Below are 15,736 nucleotides of genomic sequence, written 5' to 3'. Positions count from 1 at the left end.
GGCGCGCTTGTCTACGCCATCGTTGGCGCCCTGGGCCTTGCCGCCGGTCCGGCTGCGGCGCTCGCGCTTGCAGCGACGATGCTTGTCACCGGCTGCCTGCACGAGGACGGGCTCTCCGATATCGCCGATGGACTCGGCGGCGGCCGGACGCGCGAGAAGAAGCTGGAGATCATGCGCGACAGCCGCATCGGCGCCTATGGCGCCGCGGCGCTCGGCATCTCGCTGCTCATCCGCTGGAGCGCGCTTTCGGAACTGGCCGGCCCTGGCCACATCTTCCTGGCGCTTTTGGCAGCGCACGCCGCTTCGCGCGGCCTGTTCGGCGCCTTCATGCATCTTCTGCCGCCGGCGCGCTCCGATGGGCTGTCGGCCGACGCGGGCTCGGTCACTGCCGAAACCGCCGTCGTTGGTGCCGCGCTCGGAGCCGTGGCGCTGTTGGCGCTCGGCCTCGGCGGCGCAATTGCCGCGGTGATCCTGCTTGGCCTGCTGTTTGCCGCCTTTCGTGCGCTCTGCCTCAGCCAGATCGGCGGCCAGACCGGCGATACGATCGGAGCGCTGCAGCAGCTCGGCGAGATCGCCGTGCTGCTTGTCGCTTCCGCTTGCCTTTCCTGATTCTTCTTTCGGAGACCTTACCCTCATGTCCCCTCAAACAACGTCGTTCAAATCGCTCGAAGACCTTCGCGCCGCCTGCCTCGATCTGTCCGCCGGCAGCGATACGGCCGCCGCCGCCGTTGCCCGTCGCCAGGACACGCTGACCAAGCCGCAGGGCAGCCTTGGCCGTTTGGAAACGATCGCCGCCTGGTTGGCCCGCTGGCAGGGCCGCGACATGCCGAAGCTCGACGCGGTCAAAGTCTTCGTGTTTGCCGGCAATCACGGCGTCACCGCGCAGGGCGTTTCGGCCTATCCTTCGGAAGTCACGGTGCAGATGGTGGCGAACTTTGCCGGCGGCGGTGCTGCCATCAACCAGCTCGCCCGCGTCGCCGGCGCCAGGCTCGACGTCATCCCGCTCGATCTCGATCATCCGACAGGCGATTTCACGCAAGCGCCGGCGATGGACGAGCAGACCTTCCTCGCCGCGGTCTCGGCCGGCTACGACGCCGTGACCAACGATCTCGACCTCGTCTGTTTCGGCGAGATGGGCATCGGCAACACCACGCCGGCAGCAGCGATCTCGGCCGCTCTTTTCGGCGGCGGCGCGGAAAAATGGACCGGCCGCGGCACCGGCGTCGATGATGCCGGATTGATCCGCAAGATCACCGCCATAGAGGCGGGCCTCAAGCGCCATGCCGATTCGCTTTCCGACCCGCTGAAGATCGCCGCCGCCCTTGGCGGACGCGAGCTTGCGGCGATCTTCGGCGCCACGCTGGCCGCGCGCAAGAACAACGTGCCGGTGTTGCTCGACGGCTTCGTCTGCACCGCCGCCGTCGCGCCGCTGGCAAGGCTGCACCCGACCGGGCTGGCGCACACCGTCGCCGCCCATGTCTCGGCCGAAGCCGGTCATCGCCGCCTGCTCGAAGCGCTGGGCCTGCCGCCGCTGCTCGACCTCGGCATGCGGCTCGGCGAAGGCTCCGGCGCCTGCCTTGCCGTCAACATCGTCCGCTCGGCGCTGGAGTGTCATACGAGAATGGCGAGTTTCGCGGAAGCCGGCGTTTCGGAAAAATAATCTTCCTTCAAAATTTCAACGCTGTTGAAATGACGAAATAACGTCGTCTTGATTGATTCGTGCGACAGAGATGTTTCACGGGAGATCGAACGATGTATTTGAAGGGCCTAATATTTGTTACGTTTCTTGCTGGGATGGCACTGCCGGCCCTTGCCCAAGATCAATATGTTCGCCCGCTTCGCCCCGGCGAAGACGGATCTGCCAGAATCCAATCGTCGATTTCGATGACCCTTCCGGTCAAGGACGACGAGGACGCAGCCGCCCAGCAGCAGGCCGCACTTCGCTCTTTCTACAAGGTCGCGGCCGTCAGTTGCGCCATGGTGGCCGAGACTGTCGCCGACACCTGCGAAATCACCGGCATGACAACTAACGTCAATGCCCGGGACCGCAATGTCGGCGGTTATGGCGGATCGCAGGTTACGGTGACCGGCCAGATCACGATGAAGGTCAAGTTCAAGGCCAGCTTGAGCAAGACAGCGCAGTAGGACTGGTGCCCATCTCGCTTGTTTTCTGGCCGCTTTATGGAAAGACTTTGGTGGGTGTGCACAGGATCGAACTGTGGACCCGCTGATTAAGAGTCAGCTGCTCTACCAACTGAGCTACACACCCACACCGCCGGGAATCCAGCGTCGGCGGCGCATATAGCCGCCGGTTTGAACGATGTCCAGCCCTGCCGGATCATTTCCAGACAAATCGCCGAATTGCCGCAGGTGTCACACAAAAATCTGGCCTTCCGCCACTTTGATCGCATGGCCTCCGATGCGCGCGGAGGCCAGTTTTCCGCCGTCGACATTGAGCTCGAGCCGGATGCGCGAGGGTCTCCCCATTTCCAGCCCCTGCTCGATCCAAAGCTGCGAGATCCCGTCGGTTGGACCGTCGAAATGCATGATGGCGCCGGCAAAGGCCGCCGCCGCGGAGCCGGTCGCCGGATCTTCGTAGGAGGGATTGCCCGGCACGATCATGCGCACATGGAAGGCGCTGTCGTGATGCACCGTCTCGCGGCAATAGACGTACGGGCTGGCGAAGGCCCATTCGCTCTTGCGCGGCGCGAGTTCGGACCATGCCTGGTTGTCCAGCCTGACTTTTGCGGCGGCTTCGAGGCCGGCAACCGGAATGGTGACGTAGGGCACGCCGGCCGACCAGAAGGAGACGCGGTGATTCTCGAAGCCGAGCTCATGCGGGCCAAGGCCAAGCGCGGCGCCGATCATTTCCGGTTCGGCGGCGAGTTCCAGCCGCTCAGGCAGTTTCGCCAAGTCGAATTCGGCGAAGGTAGCGCCATCATGCTTGCTGACCGCGCAACGCACGGGGCCGATGTTCTCCTCCAGCACAAAGATGCCAGTCGCTTCGCCAGCCTGCTCCGCAAGCGCGATAGCCGACCCAACCGTCGGATGGCCCGCGAACGGCATCTCATAATCGGGCGTGAAGATGCGTATACGGTTGCGATGCTTGGGATTTTCGGGCGGCAGCACGAACACCGTCTCGGACAGGTTGAATTCGCGCGCGATCGTTTGCATGGCGGCCGTATCCAGCCCCTCGCTGTCGAGCACCACCGCCAGCGGATTCCCGGCCAGCCGCTCGGTCGTAAACACGTCGTAAAGCAAGTAGTCGCGCGTCATTTGGAAAACCTTCCGCCTCGTCCCGAATTTCTGCTCGATCCCAACATGAGGGAAATTTAATTTGAAATTCGAACCTCAAGGCATGATTTGTTCACGGATAGGGACATCATTTGTCGTTATAGGGGTCCGTGGTGGACCAGCTTGTCAATCCGCCAAACGCAGAAACCGACACTTCCATCGAAACGGCCCTCGGGCTCGACCGCAAAGGCGTGAGCCGCAAGCGCCGCCGCTTCCGGCTCTACGCGCTGCTGGCGCTGGCTGTCGTGGCGGCCGCGATCGCCGGCTACCGCTGGAACGCCGTCTCGCCGCCCCGGATCGAATACACGACCGCGCCGGCGACGATTGCCGACCTGACCGTCAAGGTGTCGGCGACCGGCACGCTGCAGCCGCTGACGCAGGTCGACATCTCCAGCGAGCTTTCCGGCATCGTCCGCGCCGTCGCCGTCAACGAGAACCAGCAGGTCAAGAAGGGCGACGTGCTCGCGACGCTCGACACCGCCAAGCTCGAAGTCCAGATCGAGCGCGCCTCCGCCTCGGCAAAGGCGGCGGCGGCCGCCGTCGAGGATGCCAAGGTCACGCTGCAGGAAAACCAGAACGCGGTGGTCCGCGCGAGTGCCCTCACCAAGCGCGGCATGGCGACGGATCAATCGCTTGAGGCCGCGACCGCGACACGCGATCGCTCCAAGGCCGCGCTCGACAGCGCCGAGGCCAATCTCGCCATCGCCGAAGCTGATCTGAAGGCCCAGCAGACCGACCTTGCCAGGAGCACCATCTACGCGCCGATCGACGGCATCGTGCTCACGCGCTCCGTCGATCCGGGGCAGACGGTCGCTTCTTCGCTGCAGGCGCCGGTGCTGTTCGTCATCGCTGCCGACTTGCGGAACATGGAGCTGCAGGCGGCGGTGGACGAGGCCGATATCGGCCAGGTCAAGCCCGGCCAGCATGCCCGCTTCACCGTCGATGCTTTCCCGGACCGTCCCTTCGACGCCGAGATCCGCGACATCTCCTATGCCTCCGTCACCACCGACGGCGTCGTCACTTACAATGCACGGCTGGAAGTCGACAACGGCGAACTTCTGCTCAGGCCAGGCATGACCGCCACGGTCGCGGTGGTGACCCGGCAGGCCAAGGGCGTGCTCACCGTGCCGGCCACAGCCTTCCGTTACCGCCCGGCGCAACAGGCGGCCCGCGGCTGGAGCCTGCGCGACCTCTTTACCGGCCGCATGGGGCGCCCCAACCGGCAGCGCGAGGCGACGAAAGCGCCGATCGACGGGTCGCGCACGCTCTATGTGCTGGACAACGGACGGCCGCATGCCCTCAACGTCAGGATCGGCTCGACCGACGGTGAACTGACCGAGATCACGTCCGGCCTCGAGGAAGGCGCGGAGGTCATCACCGGCTCGCAGCAACGGAGCTGACCGTGTCCGCTCCCCTGCTCATCACCTTCGACAGTGTATGGAAGAGCTATGGCGAGGGCGAAGCGTGCGTGCACGCACTTGCCGGCGTCGATCTTGCCATCCGCAGAAGTGAGTTCGTCGCCATCATGGGACCGTCCGGCTCGGGCAAGTCGACGGCGATGAACATCATCGGCTGTCTCGACACGCCGACGGCCGGAACCTACCGCTTCATGGGCGTCGATGCCGGCCGGCTCGACCGCAACCGCCGCGCCCTGCTGCGCAACCTTTATGTCGGCTTCGTCTTCCAGGGCTACAATCTCCTGCCCCGCACCACGGCGGCGGAAAATGTCGAGCTGCCGCTGATCTATCGCGGCGTTTCCGCCCGCGAGCGCCGGGAGCTGGCCATGCAGGCGCTCGCCCAAGTCGGACTTGTCGGGCGCGAACATCACACGCCGGCCGAACTCTCGGGCGGCCAGCAACAGCGCGTGGCGATAGCGCGTGCCATCGTCACCAAACCGACTCTGCTTGTTGCCGACGAGCCCACCGGAAATCTCGACACCGCGCGCACGCACGAAATAATGGAATTGCTGACCAGGCTGAACGCCGAACTCGGCCTCACCATCGTCATGGTCACGCACGAAGCCGACGTCGCGGCATATGCCGGGCGCACGGTGCGCTTCCTCGACGGCCACGTCGCTTCAGATACAGCGAAAGCCGAGGCAGCATGATTTGGGAAACCGTCCGCCTTTCGCTGATTTCCATCCGCCGGAACGTGCTGCGCTCGTTCCTGACCCTGCTCGGCATCGTCATCGGCGTCGCCGCGGTCATCGCCATGCTCACCATCGGCTCCGGCACCACCGAGAAGGTCAAGGCCGACATCTCGAAACTCGGCAGCAACCTGCTCGTCGTCCGCTCGGGCCGTCCGGCAGGGCCTGGCGGCCCGGGCGGGCTCGACCAGGTCACCCGACCGCTGGCCACCAAGGACCTCGAAGCACTGGTTGCCCATCTCAGCGGCGCACGCGCCATCGCACCGGCGTCGCAAAAACAGGTGCGGGTCATCTTCGGCACGGAGAGCCTGACGTCGGGCGTTACCGGCACCGACAGCGCCTATCTCGACGCGCGCGACTGGAAGCTGGTGTCGGGCCGTCCCTTCAGCGATTCCGAGACGCGCGCCGGCGCCGGCGATCCGGAGGGCGAGACGATCCGCGTCAACCGCACCTCCTGCCGGATCATCGGCCTGCTCGAGCCGAAGGGTTACACCGGCTTTGGCCAGGATCAGGACAATGTCGTGCTGATGCCGCTGGCCGCCTACCAGCGGCGCATCGCCGGCAACCGCGACATCGACTCGATCTACATCGCCGCCGACGACAGGACGCCGACCACCGAACTGCAGCCGCGCGTCGAGGACATCCTGCGCGACACGCGCCGCATCACGCCGGACCGCGATGCCGATTTCTCGATCCGCGACATGACCCAGATCGCCGACGCCATGGCCAGCGCCACCACCACCATGACCGGCATGCTGGGTGCCGTCGCCGGCGTCAGCCTTCTGGTCGGCGGCATCGGCATCATGAACATCATGCTGGTATCGGTCACTGAGCGCACGCGCGAGATCGGCATCAGGCTGGCGATCGGTGCGCACGAAAAACACATCCTGATCCAGTTCCTGGTCGAGGCGACGGTGCTGTCGCTGCTTGGCGGCATCATCGGCATCCTGATCGGACTGGCGCTCGCAGGCCTGGCCTCGGTGACGCTGACGATACCCTTCGCGCCGAGCCCGGCGGTCATCCTGCTCGCCGTCGGTTTTTCGGCGCTGATCGGCATGGTGTTCGGCTTCTTCCCGGCATTGCGCGGCGCGAGGCTCGATCCGATCGAGGCGCTAAGGCACGAGTGAACCGCCGCGTCGTCGGCCCGTGACCGAGTCAGACCAGCTCGTTGGCGAAATGCCACTCGATCAGCGGCTTCATGTGCCCCATCAGCCCGACCGGCAGGTCGGTTGCGTTGCGGATGATGACCGGACCTTCGATCTCGGGCTGCGCTTCAGTTGCAACGAAGGCGCTGATGCGCCGCGCAAGCTCTTCCGCCGGCTCGGGAACGTGATAGCGGCGGAAGATCACCGTGCCGCTCGAAGTCGACAGCGCATAGTAGCGCTGTCCGCGGGCGGCGCCCGACAGATCGATCCCGGTTTCCTCGCCCACCTCGCGGATCATGTTGAAATCGATATCGACGACGCCGTCGCGGAAATCGATCGGCTCGAAGGAGCCGGCGGCGAAATAGACGCGGCCGGCGTTCACCGTGTGCGAGCCCATCCGGATCGCCACCAGCGCATTGTCGCCGGCAACCAGCACGGCGTGCGCATAGGCATGTTCGGCGCCGCTCAGCTCCCGGTTTTTGCGCCACAGCATGAAAGTCGAGTACTTCACCGCATGACAGCGACCGATGAGCCGGCTGTCGCGATAGCTCAGCGCTGAAAGCAACACCACGGTGCCGTCATATAGCGCCGGCTTCATCTCCATTTCGCGGCGCCAGTTTTCCGCGATCGCTGTCTGATTGTCGCGCTCGAACGGATGCGGGCTGGCAACGAGCCGTACGTCGACCGCGTCGACCGGCAAAATGACATTGCGCGGCAGGTCGAAGCTCACGGGCTCAGGCCATGTCCAGGTTGATCACCACCGGGCAATGGTCGGAGGCCTTCGGCCTGTCCCACCCGGCACGCGGAAAACGCTCTGCTTCCTGGCCAGGCGGAAAGATGGTGCGCCAAGGCTGACCGTTGCGGATGATCTCCGGAACCGCAGTGGCGTTCTTCGCCGCCAAGGCCTTCGACAGCAGGATATAGTCCAATTGGCACAAATGCCGCTCTTGCGGGCCGCGCGTGTGATAAAAACTCCAGCGGTCCATCTCGGGCCGCCGCTCGACGACATTTTCGCAAAAGCCGCCGGCGGTCAGAACGTTGATCGAGGACTGGGCTTCGTCGACGACGTGGAAGCGATAGCCGTCGAAGCTGTCGCCTTCGATCTTCACGCGCTGCCGATAATCATTCATGTCGCCGCAGATTGCCCAGCGCTTGTCGGCCGCATGGTCCTTGCCGAAGCGGTCCTCGATGATGCGGCGCACGGCCTGCGCCTCGGCGATGCGCAGTGGCATCGTCGCCTCGCGGCCATCGAGACCGTTGCGCGGCGAGCCCATTGACTTGAAATGCACGAGGTACAGCGTAAGCGGCACGCCGCCGACCGTTATGTCGATTTCCAGGCAGTCGCGCCGGAAGACGCGTTCGGTGGCCAGGTGCCCGAACGCCGCCAGTTCCGGCGTGAACAGTCCGAACTGCTCGAACGTGACATAGGCATGGCTGGTCATGCGCACGAATTCGATCGGCTGCCCCTGCGCGGTCTCGTTGCGCATCATCACGGCGACGTCGATGCCGCGGGAGTCGTTGCCGGCGGTGGTGTATTTCTGACGGTAGCCCTGCCCGATCATCTTGAAGAGATAGCCATATTCGAAGGCCTTCAGCCCCTCGATATTGTCCACCTCCTGCATGCAGATGACGTCGGCGCGTGTCGCGGCTATGGCGAGCGCGGTAAGCTGGCGGGTGTCATCGGACTGGGCGATGGCGCGCGCCTGTTCGAGCAGCCTGTATTCTGCTTCGCTCTGGATGTCGAACAGCGCCAGCGTTCGGTCCTCGTTGAGCTGGTTGCGATAGCCGGAGAAGTCGAACCTGTTCATCAGGTTCTCGACATTGAAGGTGGCGAGGCGCAGCGACATGGCCGAGACCTTTGCGCGCAAGCAATGGCGAACACAAGAGCATACGCACGCCCGTTATGGTTGACGGAACCTTTCTGTTCATCTTCCGTTCAGATGGAAAGTTCCATCAATAGGCCTATTCCCGAACGTTTTGGGCGTGGGGCCTTACTCGTGGAGAGTGAAATGAAACCGCTCTTGTCTTCCCTTGGATCCGGGCTTCTGGCCTTGGGTCTCTCCGCTGGGCTGACGGTGCCGTCGATTGCCGGCCCGGTCCTGCAGCCCGATATGTCGACCGTGACCAGCACGGCCGCATCCACCATTATCCCAGTTCGCGACAGCTGGGCCGGCGGCAACGACCGGCGGCAGATGTATGACTGGCGCTGGCGGCGCGGCGGTGACTGGCGCGGCCGCGATTTTAGATGGCGTGGCGGCGACTTCCGCGCACGTCATTTCTCCCGCAACTGGGATGGAGATCGCAATTGGCGCTGGCGGCATCATCGCCATCATCGCCATCGCCACTTCGACAGCGGGGGCGCGGCCATCCTTGGGCTCGGCCTAGGCCTCGGCCTCGGCAGCCTCGCCTACAACAATTTCTACAATCCCTATTATTACGATCCCTATCCGCGCTACTATCAGCCGCGGCGCATTTACCGGACCGAGCGGCTTTCCAGGGCCCATGTCCAATGGTGCCACGACCGCTACCGGTCCTATCGGGCCTGGGACAACACGTTCCAGCCCTATAACGGCCCGCGCCGGCAGTGCATTTCGCCCTATATCTGAGCCCCTCGGCACGAAGCTCAACGGCGCCCGGCGGGCGCCGTTTCTTTTTGTCAGGGCGCGCCCGACGGCGACGCGATAACCTTAAATTTAGCAGATGCGTCTATCCGTGATGCGGTGCCCCATATGACAATCGCCAAGCTGCGATCCGCTAGGACGACTTCGCCATGACCGAGAACGAGTTGAGAGGCAAGCGCCGGCAACGCGTGCTGAAGGGCGCGGCGATCCTGACCGGCATCAACAATTCCGGGGTCATGTGCACGGTGCGCAACATGCATCCTGGCGGCGCCGAACTGAAGCTGCCTATCGAGGCGCATGTGCCCGACGAATTCCTGCTTTACGTGACGAAGGACCGGATCGGCTACAAGGCGATCGTCCGCTGGCGCCGCGACGACCGCATCGGCGTGGAATTCGCGGGCACCGAGCCGAAGCCGCATTGGCATTACGGCTGAGCGTGAGAGAAGCCGGCGGATCGCTCCGCCGGCTTTCACGAAGCATGAATAGACCGAATTAATTTTTCGCCTTGTCGACCAGCTTGTTCTTGGCGATCCACGGCATCATCGCGCGCAGCTTCGCGCCAACCTCTTCGATCTGATGACTGTCGTTGTTGCGGCGGATGCCCTTGAAGCGTGACAGGCCGGCGCGATATTCCTGCATCCATTCCGAGGTGAACTTGCCGGTCTGGATGTCCTTCAGGATGCGCTTCATCTCGGCCTTGGTGTCGGCCGTGATGATACGCGGACCGGAGACATATTCGCCCCATTCGGCGGTATTCGAGATCGAGTAGTTCATGTTGGCGATGCCGCCCTCATAGATGAGGTCGACGATCAGCTTCACCTCGTGCAGACACTCGAAGTAAGCCATCTCCGGCGCGTAGCCGGCTTCCACCAGCGTCTCGAAGCCGGCGCGGATCAGCTCGACCAGGCCGCCGCACAGCACCACCTGCTCGCCGAACAGATCGGTCTCGCATTCCTCGCGGAAATTGGTCTCGATGATGCCGGAACGGCCGCCGCCGACGCCGCAGGCATAGGAGAGCGCGAGGTCGAGCGCATTGCCCGAGGCGTCCTGGTTGACGGCAACCAGGCACGGCACGCCGCCGCCCTTCTGATATTCGCCGCGCACGGTATGGCCAGGGCCCTTCGGCGCGATCATGACCACGTCGACCGAAGCCTTCGGCTCGATCAGGCCGAAATGCACATTGAGGCCGTGCGCGAAGGCGATGGCTGCGCCGTCGCGGATGTTCGGCGCGATCTCTGATCTGTAGATGTCGGCCTGCAATTCGTCGGGCGTTGCCATCATCATCAGGTCTGCCCACTTGGCGGCATCCGCCACGCTCATCACCTTCAGCCCGTCGGCCTCGACCTTGTTGGCGGTCGCCGAGCCGGCCTTCAGGCCGATGGCGATCTCCTTGACGCCGGAATCCTTGAGGTTGAGCGCATGCGCCCGGCCCTGGCTGCCATAGCCGATGATAGCGACCTTCTTACCCTTGATCAGATTGAGATCGGCGTCACGATCGTAATAGACACGCATTTCGTCTTCCTTCCCGTTTTTGAAGATCAGAGCATGATGCCGAAAAGTGTGAAGCGGTTTTCGGACGACATCATGCTCTATCTCTTGAATTTGGAGCCGGATTCAGATTTCAGGTCGACTTGACCTGAAATCATCCGGCTCCGGGGCCTTGCGGCCGGTTGTTTGCTCTCCCGGTCCTTGAGCCGTAAAGAGCGAGAAACTGCTGCGTCGCGCGGGCGGCATCGCCGCCGATCGTCGCCTCGGTCAATTGCAGCCGGTCGCCGAGCAGAAGCCGCATCTGCACGTCGCGGCCGACCAGACCGAAAAACGTCCGGAACGCCGTCTCGGCGTCCTCTAAGTCGAGCAGCCCGGCCTCGCGTCCCGCTTCGAGCACGGGCTTCAGACGCCTGGCCAGCGCGAAACGCCCATTCTGCAGCACGATCGCGCCAAGGTCATCCTTCCCGGAGCCGGCATGGCCGACCGCGACACGGTTCAGCGCGATAGACGTATCGCTGGAGATGACCCTCAGCCAGTCGGCAGCGAAGCGTTCGAGGCTTGCGGTCAGCCAAGCGAGGTCGAGGCCTTTGCGGTCGACCGGCGCCACGCGCACTTTCGAGGCCTGCCATTGCACCGTCGCCGTCAGCAGCCCGTCGCGGTCGCCGAACCATTTGTAGAGTGTTTCCTTGGAGCAGCTTGCCCGCCGCGCCACCGCGGTCATGGTCAGGTTGTCGCCCTCTTCGACCAATAGGCGAAGTGCTGCGTCCAGAACGGCCTGCTGCCGCTCGGTGAGCGTTTCGCTGCTGTCGGTGTCGGCGGCGGCTTGCAACACGTTTTCACCCGTTCCCGGTCGCTCTCTAATGCGTACCGTACGTTACGGTTCGGTTTATTGCGCATTCGGGTTTCCAACGCAAGAGGCTGCGGCGAAAAAAAGCTGACGGTACGCACAAACAGTCGTGAGCTAATCGCCGGCCGGTGGCTCGCGCAGCCGCCCGAGCAGTGCAGCCAGCGTTTCCAGCTCCTTGGCGGAAAGCTTGTCGCTCATCAGCTCGGCAATGGACGCGCCATAGACCGCCCAGATGCGGCGGCGCATCTCCCGGCCGTTTGCCGTGATGCGCACTGTCTGGCCACGGCCGTCATCCGAGACAGGCAGCTTTTCCAGCAGGCCATCCGCTTCCAGCCGGGCCAGCAGTCGCGACACGTTGTACTGCGCCAACAGAACGCGATCGATCAGCTCGAACGGCCGCAAGCCGCCCTCGCCCGCCTCGGCAAGCTCGTGCAACACGTCGTACCAGGCGAGCGGCGGCAAGCCGCCGGCTTTCAGGACATACTCGGTCTTTTCGACCAGCTGGCGCGACACGCGCATCAGGCGGCCCCAGGCTATGACGGCCTCGGGCGGAGGAGATTTTCTCGTCATCGAGGAACTTTATTCGATAGATGCATTTGCATCAAGCTTGACGGTCGATGCAAATGCATTCATATAGATGCAATTGCATCGATAAGGAGTTCCCGATGAAACATGAGATCTGCAAAGTGGCCGACATCCCGCAGACCGGCAGCCTGATCGCGCCTTTCTTCGGCCGCGAGATCCACGTCTGGCGCAGCGGCGAGCGTGTCCGTGCCGCGGCCAATGCCTGCCTGCATTTCGGCGGGCCACTCGACTGCAAGGACGGCGCCTTCATCTGCCAGTGGCACGGCGCCCGCTTCGACATGCAAAGCGGCGAGCGCCTCGTAGGCCCGGCGCCGAAGGGCTCGCGGCTGATGTTCCTGTCGACCCGCGTCGAGGACGGCGCGCTGAACTATGTCTGGGGAGAATAAGATGACGGCCAAACTCACCCTCGTCAGTCATCACCTTTGCCCCTACGTCCAGCGTGCGGCAATCGCCCTCGCCGAGAAAGGCGTGCCGTTCGAGCGCGTCAATGTCGACCTTGCCAGCAAGCCCGACTGGTTCAAGGCTATCTCGCCGCTCGGCAAGGTACCGCTGCTCTGCGTTCGAAACGGCAGCAAGGAGGAGATCATTTTCGAATCCGCCGTCATTCTCGAATTCCTCGAGGAGACGCAGGCCAATCCGTTGCACCCGGCCGATCCGCTCATGCGGGCCAGGCACCGCTCCTGGGTCGAATTCGGTTCGGCCATCCTCAACGCCATCGGGCGCTTCTATTCCGCCGCCGATGAGGCCTGCTTCCTCAAGGAAAGCAGCGGCTTGTCGGAACTGTTTGAGCGTGTCGAGGCGGAACTGTCGGCAAGGCGGAGCGGTCCGTGGTTCGCCGGGAAGCGCTTCTCGCTGGTCGACGCCGTCTACGGGCCGATCTTTCGCTACTTCGACACGTTCGACGAGATCGGCGCTAGCGGCATCCTGGACGGTAAGCCTCTCGTCCAGGCCTGGCGCACGGCGTTGAGCGACCGGCAATCGGTGAAGGAGGCTGTCAGTCCGGACTATCCGCTGCGGCTGCACGCCTTCCTGCGGGCAAAGGCATCTTATCTATCGCGGATGATCCGGCTGCAGGCCATTGCGATTCCGCAAGCCCGATCGGCCTGAACGGATCGATCACCGTTCCCGCGACCATGGCGGCGAGCAACTGCGCCACCGGCGCAAGCGGCGCTTTGACGCTTGTATCGGGGAAGGAAAGGCTCAGGCCTGCGCGGCATCGAAGGCGACGCGCGCCTCACGAACGGCATCGTGGTTGAGCTCGGCCCATTGGATCAGCATCTGCAACGGCGCAAACATCGAGCGGCCGAGGTCGGTGAGGCTGTATTCGACGCTCGGCGGCTTGGTCGGAAACACTTCGCGATGCACATAGCCGTCTCGCTGCAGGTCGTAGAGCGTCTGCGTCAGCATACGCTGCGAAATGTCGGGCACCAGGCGGCGCAACTCCCCGAACCGGTACGGCTTCTCGGCCAATGCCATGACCAGCAGCGAGCTCCATTTGCCGCTGATGCCCTGGATCACATCGCGGACCGGGCAGTCGGCGAAATTGCCGCCGCCGGTCATGGCTTTGTAGACCTCGAGCTTCGATTTCAGACTGAAGATCTTGCTGTCCATCGCGACATCCATTGATCGAAGCGGCGACCCGCCGGTGGTTCCCCGGCTGTGCCTACCTCCCGGAAAACTGCCTTCTTTACGGCCCCTGGTCAATTCTTATTTTAGTTCTGGTCTCTTTTTGAGACCATCGTTCAGACCCCTTCGACGCAAATTTCAGGAACTTCCCATGACCGAAACTCTCCTCGTCACCGGCGCTTCCGGCCATCTCGGCCGCGCCGTGATCAACCATCTGCTCGATGCGCAGAAAGTCGCGCCGGCAAATATCATCGCAACCACGCGCAATCCCGAAAATCTCGGCGACCTGGCAGCCCTCGGCATTGTCGTCAGGCCGGCCGATTTCGACGATCCGGCCTCGCTGGAGCGCGCGTTCAAAGGCGCCGACCGAGTGCTGATCGTCTCGACCGGTGAGCTCGACCTGAAGAGCGACCGGCGCCTCAAGCAGCATCAGGCCGCGGTGGCCGCAGCCAAGGCGGCAAGCGTCTCGCACCTCCTCTACACCTCGATGCCCAATCCCGAGCCGGTCTCGCCGGTGCTGTTTGCCGGCGACCACTACGGCACCGAGCAGGCCATCAAGGCGAGCGGCATTGCCTACACCATCTTCCGCAACGGCTGGTACCAGGAGAACCTTTTCATGGCGCTGCCGCACGCCATTTCGTCGGGCAAGTGGTACACCTCGGCCGGTGACGGTCGGATCGCGCACGCCGCGCGCGACGACATGGCCGCCGCGATCGCCGCGAGCCTCGCTTCCGGCTCGACGGAGAGCCGCGTCTACACGCTGACCGGCCCGCATGCCTACACGACTAACGAAATTGCCGCTCTGGTGAGCGAAGTCACTGGCAAGCCGCTGGAAGTTATCCAATTACCTGACGAGGCTTTGACCGAGGGCGTCAAGGCGGCCGGCCTTCCCGAGGACTTTGCGCGCATTGTCGTATCCTTCGACGCCAACACACGCTCCGGCCGTATCGGCATGGTAACCGACGCTATCGAGACGTTGTCGGGCCGCAAGCCGAAGACGCTGAAGCAGTTCCTGGAAGGGAACAAAGCCGCACTGCTTGGCTGAACCGTTGCGCCTGGGGGGGTACTCTCCCGGGCGCGTCACCTCGACTTTTTGAGCAATCCGAGCCGGACCAGGCTTTCGCCGGTGGCGACGAGCGCTTCTTCGCGCGATCGCGGCGCCCAGCCGAGCATGCGCATGGCCTTGGCCCCGGTTGCGTTTCTGGCCTTGCCCAGTTCCGTCACGATCTGGGCTGCTTGCCCGTCGAACAGTCCGACGGTCCGGACCAGCCAGTCCGGCAGCATTCTCGTCGTAACGCGCGACGCAACGCTGCCCAGCCGCGATTTCAACGTTTGTGCGATCCCCAGCGTCGTCATGAAATCGCCGCTGATGGCGAGGAACCGCTCCCCCTTGGCGGCGGGACTGGTCATGGCGCGCAGATGCAGATCCGCCACGTCCCGCACGTCGACCACACCGAACACCATGCGCGGCAGACCCGGCATCTCGCCGTCCAGCAAGCGCTTGATGAAGTCCGTCGAGGTCGAATGATCCGGCCCCAGGACCGGCCCAAAAATCCCGACCGGATTGACGACCGTCAGTTCCAGCGCTCCGCCCTGGCTGCCAATGAAATCCCAGGCCGCACGTTCCGCCTGCGTTTTCGACTTCACATAGGCGCTCACCTTGGCCGCCAAGTTGGTCCAGTTCTCTTCCGTGAACGGACTGCCCGGAATTGGCGTCTGGCCATAGCCGATGGCGGCAAAGGACGAGGTGAGCACCACCCGTTTGACGCCCGCATCGCGCGCGGCCCGCAGCACACGCAACGCACCCTCGCGCGCAGGAACGATCAGATCGTCCTCGTGTTTCGGCACGCCCGGCGGGAACGGCGAGGCGACATGAAGAACGTACTGGCATCCCGCGACCGCTTCCGGCCAGCCGGCGTCTGTCGTCAGATCGGCGTAGGCGAAGGAAAGCGCATCGCCCGGCTCGGCACCGCCGACCCTCAGC

Annotated in this window: 19 protein-coding genes and 1 tRNA gene; 11 read left to right on the top strand and 9 right to left on the bottom strand. The window is 63.9% G+C overall.

Annotation, left to right across the window (positions count from 1 at the left end; translation table 11 throughout):
* The 3 genes from EOA49_RS23850 to EOA49_RS23840 all read left to right on the top strand — a co-directional run.
* On the top strand, nucleotides 1–609 hold a 609-nt coding region (locus tag EOA49_RS23850), incomplete at its 5' end, for an adenosylcobinamide-GDP ribazoletransferase (protein ID WP_164749270.1).
* A 25-nt stretch (nucleotides 610–634) separates the two neighbouring features.
* Complete coding sequence (gene cobT, locus EOA49_RS23845) at nucleotides 635–1,660, top strand: nicotinate-nucleotide--dimethylbenzimidazole phosphoribosyltransferase (protein ID WP_095826218.1); 1,026 nt, start codon at nucleotides 635–637, stop codon at nucleotides 1,658–1,660.
* A gap of 92 nt (nucleotides 1,661–1,752) precedes the next feature.
* Nucleotides 1,753–2,145 (top strand): hypothetical protein, encoded by a 393-nt coding sequence (locus EOA49_RS23840; RefSeq protein ID WP_095826219.1) that lies wholly within the window; start codon nucleotides 1,753–1,755, stop codon nucleotides 2,143–2,145.
* Between the two features lie 48 nt (nucleotides 2,146–2,193).
* On the opposite strand, the gene EOA49_RS23835 is transcribed toward EOA49_RS23840, so the two are convergent.
* Nucleotides 2,194–2,269, bottom strand: a tRNA-Lys gene (locus EOA49_RS23835).
* A 104-nt stretch (nucleotides 2,270–2,373) separates the two neighbouring features.
* Nucleotides 2,374–3,276, bottom strand: a complete 903-nt coding sequence (locus EOA49_RS23830) for a PhzF family phenazine biosynthesis protein (RefSeq protein WP_067323313.1) — start codon at nucleotides 3,274–3,276, stop codon at nucleotides 2,374–2,376.
* A gap of 131 nt (nucleotides 3,277–3,407) precedes the next feature.
* Between EOA49_RS23830 and EOA49_RS23825 the strand changes: the two genes are divergently transcribed.
* From EOA49_RS23825 to EOA49_RS23815, 3 genes are read left to right on the top strand one after another with little or no spacing between them, the layout of a single operon-like run.
* Nucleotides 3,408–4,694, top strand: coding sequence for an efflux RND transporter periplasmic adaptor subunit (locus EOA49_RS23825; RefSeq protein ID WP_127241155.1), 1,287 nt, complete (start codon nucleotides 3,408–3,410; stop codon nucleotides 4,692–4,694).
* Nucleotides 4,691–5,401 (top strand): ABC transporter ATP-binding protein, encoded by a 711-nt coding sequence (locus EOA49_RS23820; protein WP_095780861.1) that lies wholly within the window; start codon nucleotides 4,691–4,693, stop codon nucleotides 5,399–5,401. Before EOA49_RS23825 ends, EOA49_RS23820 begins: the two co-directional genes overlap by 4 nt.
* On the top strand, nucleotides 5,398–6,567 hold the full coding sequence (locus EOA49_RS23815; RefSeq protein WP_127243385.1) for an ABC transporter permease: 1,170 nt from the start codon (nucleotides 5,398–5,400) through the stop codon (nucleotides 6,565–6,567). The genes EOA49_RS23820 and EOA49_RS23815 overlap by 4 nt, the downstream gene beginning before the upstream one ends.
* A gap of 28 nt (nucleotides 6,568–6,595) precedes the next feature.
* On the opposite strand, the gene EOA49_RS23810 is transcribed toward EOA49_RS23815, so the two are convergent.
* Both EOA49_RS23810 and EOA49_RS23805 read right to left on the bottom strand, forming a co-directional pair.
* On the bottom strand, nucleotides 6,596–7,315 hold the full coding sequence (locus EOA49_RS23810) for a hypothetical protein (RefSeq protein ID WP_127241153.1): 720 nt from the start codon (nucleotides 7,313–7,315) through the stop codon (nucleotides 6,596–6,598).
* Between the two features lie 4 nt (nucleotides 7,316–7,319).
* Complete coding sequence (locus tag EOA49_RS23805; RefSeq protein WP_127241152.1) at nucleotides 7,320–8,432, bottom strand: endonuclease/exonuclease/phosphatase family protein; 1,113 nt, start codon at nucleotides 8,430–8,432, stop codon at nucleotides 7,320–7,322.
* A 162-nt stretch (nucleotides 8,433–8,594) separates the two neighbouring features.
* Between EOA49_RS23805 and EOA49_RS23800 the strand changes: the two genes are divergently transcribed.
* Entirely contained in the window at nucleotides 8,595–9,191 is a 597-nt protein-coding gene (locus EOA49_RS23800) for a BA14K family protein (RefSeq protein ID WP_095829681.1), read from the top strand.
* Nucleotides 9,192–9,355: 164 nt separating this feature from the next.
* On the top strand, nucleotides 9,356–9,640 hold the full coding sequence (locus EOA49_RS23795) for a PilZ domain-containing protein (RefSeq protein ID WP_067323293.1): 285 nt from the start codon (nucleotides 9,356–9,358) through the stop codon (nucleotides 9,638–9,640).
* A gap of 58 nt (nucleotides 9,641–9,698) precedes the next feature.
* On the opposite strand, the gene ilvC is transcribed toward EOA49_RS23795, so the two are convergent.
* From ilvC to EOA49_RS23780, 3 genes are all read right to left on the bottom strand, one after another.
* Entirely contained in the window at nucleotides 9,699–10,718 is a 1,020-nt protein-coding gene (gene ilvC / locus EOA49_RS23790; protein ID WP_067323290.1) for a ketol-acid reductoisomerase, read from the bottom strand.
* A gap of 130 nt (nucleotides 10,719–10,848) precedes the next feature.
* A complete protein-coding gene (locus EOA49_RS23785; RefSeq protein ID WP_164748350.1) occupies nucleotides 10,849–11,526 on the bottom strand; it encodes a TetR/AcrR family transcriptional regulator in 678 nt (225 codons plus the stop codon).
* A gap of 129 nt (nucleotides 11,527–11,655) precedes the next feature.
* Nucleotides 11,656–12,111, bottom strand: coding sequence for a MarR family winged helix-turn-helix transcriptional regulator (locus EOA49_RS23780; RefSeq protein WP_127243384.1), 456 nt, complete (start codon nucleotides 12,109–12,111; stop codon nucleotides 11,656–11,658).
* A 95-nt stretch (nucleotides 12,112–12,206) separates the two neighbouring features.
* Here EOA49_RS23780 and EOA49_RS23775 point away from each other — a divergent pair, with 95 nt between their 5' ends.
* Both EOA49_RS23775 and EOA49_RS23770 read left to right on the top strand, forming a co-directional pair.
* Complete coding sequence (locus tag EOA49_RS23775; protein WP_095826226.1) at nucleotides 12,207–12,512, top strand: Rieske (2Fe-2S) protein; 306 nt, start codon at nucleotides 12,207–12,209, stop codon at nucleotides 12,510–12,512.
* Between the two features lies 1 nt (nucleotide 12,513).
* Nucleotides 12,514–13,233 (top strand): glutathione S-transferase family protein, encoded by a 720-nt coding sequence (locus tag EOA49_RS23770; protein ID WP_164746881.1) that lies wholly within the window; start codon nucleotides 12,514–12,516, stop codon nucleotides 13,231–13,233.
* 93 nt (nucleotides 13,234–13,326) lie between these two features.
* On the opposite strand, the gene EOA49_RS23765 is transcribed toward EOA49_RS23770, so the two are convergent.
* On the bottom strand, nucleotides 13,327–13,737 hold the full coding sequence (locus EOA49_RS23765; RefSeq protein WP_066998811.1) for a helix-turn-helix domain-containing protein: 411 nt from the start codon (nucleotides 13,735–13,737) through the stop codon (nucleotides 13,327–13,329).
* Nucleotides 13,738–13,903: 166 nt separating this feature from the next.
* Between EOA49_RS23765 and EOA49_RS23760 the strand changes: the two genes are divergently transcribed.
* Nucleotides 13,904–14,797 (top strand): SDR family oxidoreductase, encoded by an 894-nt coding sequence (locus EOA49_RS23760; RefSeq protein WP_127241422.1) that lies wholly within the window; start codon nucleotides 13,904–13,906, stop codon nucleotides 14,795–14,797.
* A gap of 35 nt (nucleotides 14,798–14,832) precedes the next feature.
* Here EOA49_RS23760 and EOA49_RS23755 read toward each other — a convergent pair.
* Nucleotides 14,833–15,736: NAD-dependent epimerase/dehydratase family protein (locus EOA49_RS23755; protein WP_127243383.1), on the bottom strand; the 904-nt coding region annotated here is incomplete at its 5' end.

It is taken from the genome of Mesorhizobium sp. M1A.F.Ca.IN.020.04.1.1, from assembly GCF_003997315.1.
In the GTDB taxonomy this organism is placed as follows: domain Bacteria; phylum Pseudomonadota; class Alphaproteobacteria; order Rhizobiales; family Rhizobiaceae; genus Mesorhizobium.
This window is presented reverse-complemented; position numbering and strand designations above follow the sequence as displayed.

Bases quoted from the DNA above. Each gene is read 5' to 3' on its own strand.
- EOA49_RS23830 (WP_067323313.1), bottom strand. From the start codon at position 3,276: ATGACGCGCGACTACTTGCTTTACGACGTGTTTACGACCGAGCGGCTG.
- EOA49_RS23780 (WP_127243384.1), bottom strand. From the start codon at position 12,111: ATGACGAGAAAATCTCCTCCGCCCGAGGCCGTCATAGCCTGGGGCCGC.
- EOA49_RS23805 (WP_127241152.1), bottom strand. From the start codon at position 8,432: ATGTCGCTGCGCCTCGCCACCTTCAATGTCGAGAACCTGATGAACAGG.
- cobT (WP_095826218.1), top strand. From the start codon at position 635: ATGTCCCCTCAAACAACGTCGTTCAAATCGCTCGAAGACCTTCGCGCC.
- EOA49_RS23840 (WP_095826219.1), top strand. From the start codon at position 1,753: ATGTATTTGAAGGGCCTAATATTTGTTACGTTTCTTGCTGGGATGGCA.
- EOA49_RS23815 (WP_127243385.1), top strand. From the start codon at position 5,398: ATGATTTGGGAAACCGTCCGCCTTTCGCTGATTTCCATCCGCCGGAAC.
- EOA49_RS23765 (WP_066998811.1), bottom strand. From the start codon at position 13,737: ATGGACAGCAAGATCTTCAGTCTGAAATCGAAGCTCGAGGTCTACAAA.
- ilvC (WP_067323290.1), bottom strand. From the start codon at position 10,718: ATGCGTGTCTATTACGATCGTGACGCCGATCTCAATCTGATCAAGGGT.
- EOA49_RS23800 (WP_095829681.1), top strand. From the start codon at position 8,595: ATGAAACCGCTCTTGTCTTCCCTTGGATCCGGGCTTCTGGCCTTGGGT.
- EOA49_RS23775 (WP_095826226.1), top strand. From the start codon at position 12,207: ATGAAACATGAGATCTGCAAAGTGGCCGACATCCCGCAGACCGGCAGC.
- EOA49_RS23770 (WP_164746881.1), top strand. From the start codon at position 12,514: ATGACGGCCAAACTCACCCTCGTCAGTCATCACCTTTGCCCCTACGTC.
- EOA49_RS23795 (WP_067323293.1), top strand. From the start codon at position 9,356: ATGACCGAGAACGAGTTGAGAGGCAAGCGCCGGCAACGCGTGCTGAAG.
- EOA49_RS23760 (WP_127241422.1), top strand. From the start codon at position 13,904: ATGACCGAAACTCTCCTCGTCACCGGCGCTTCCGGCCATCTCGGCCGC.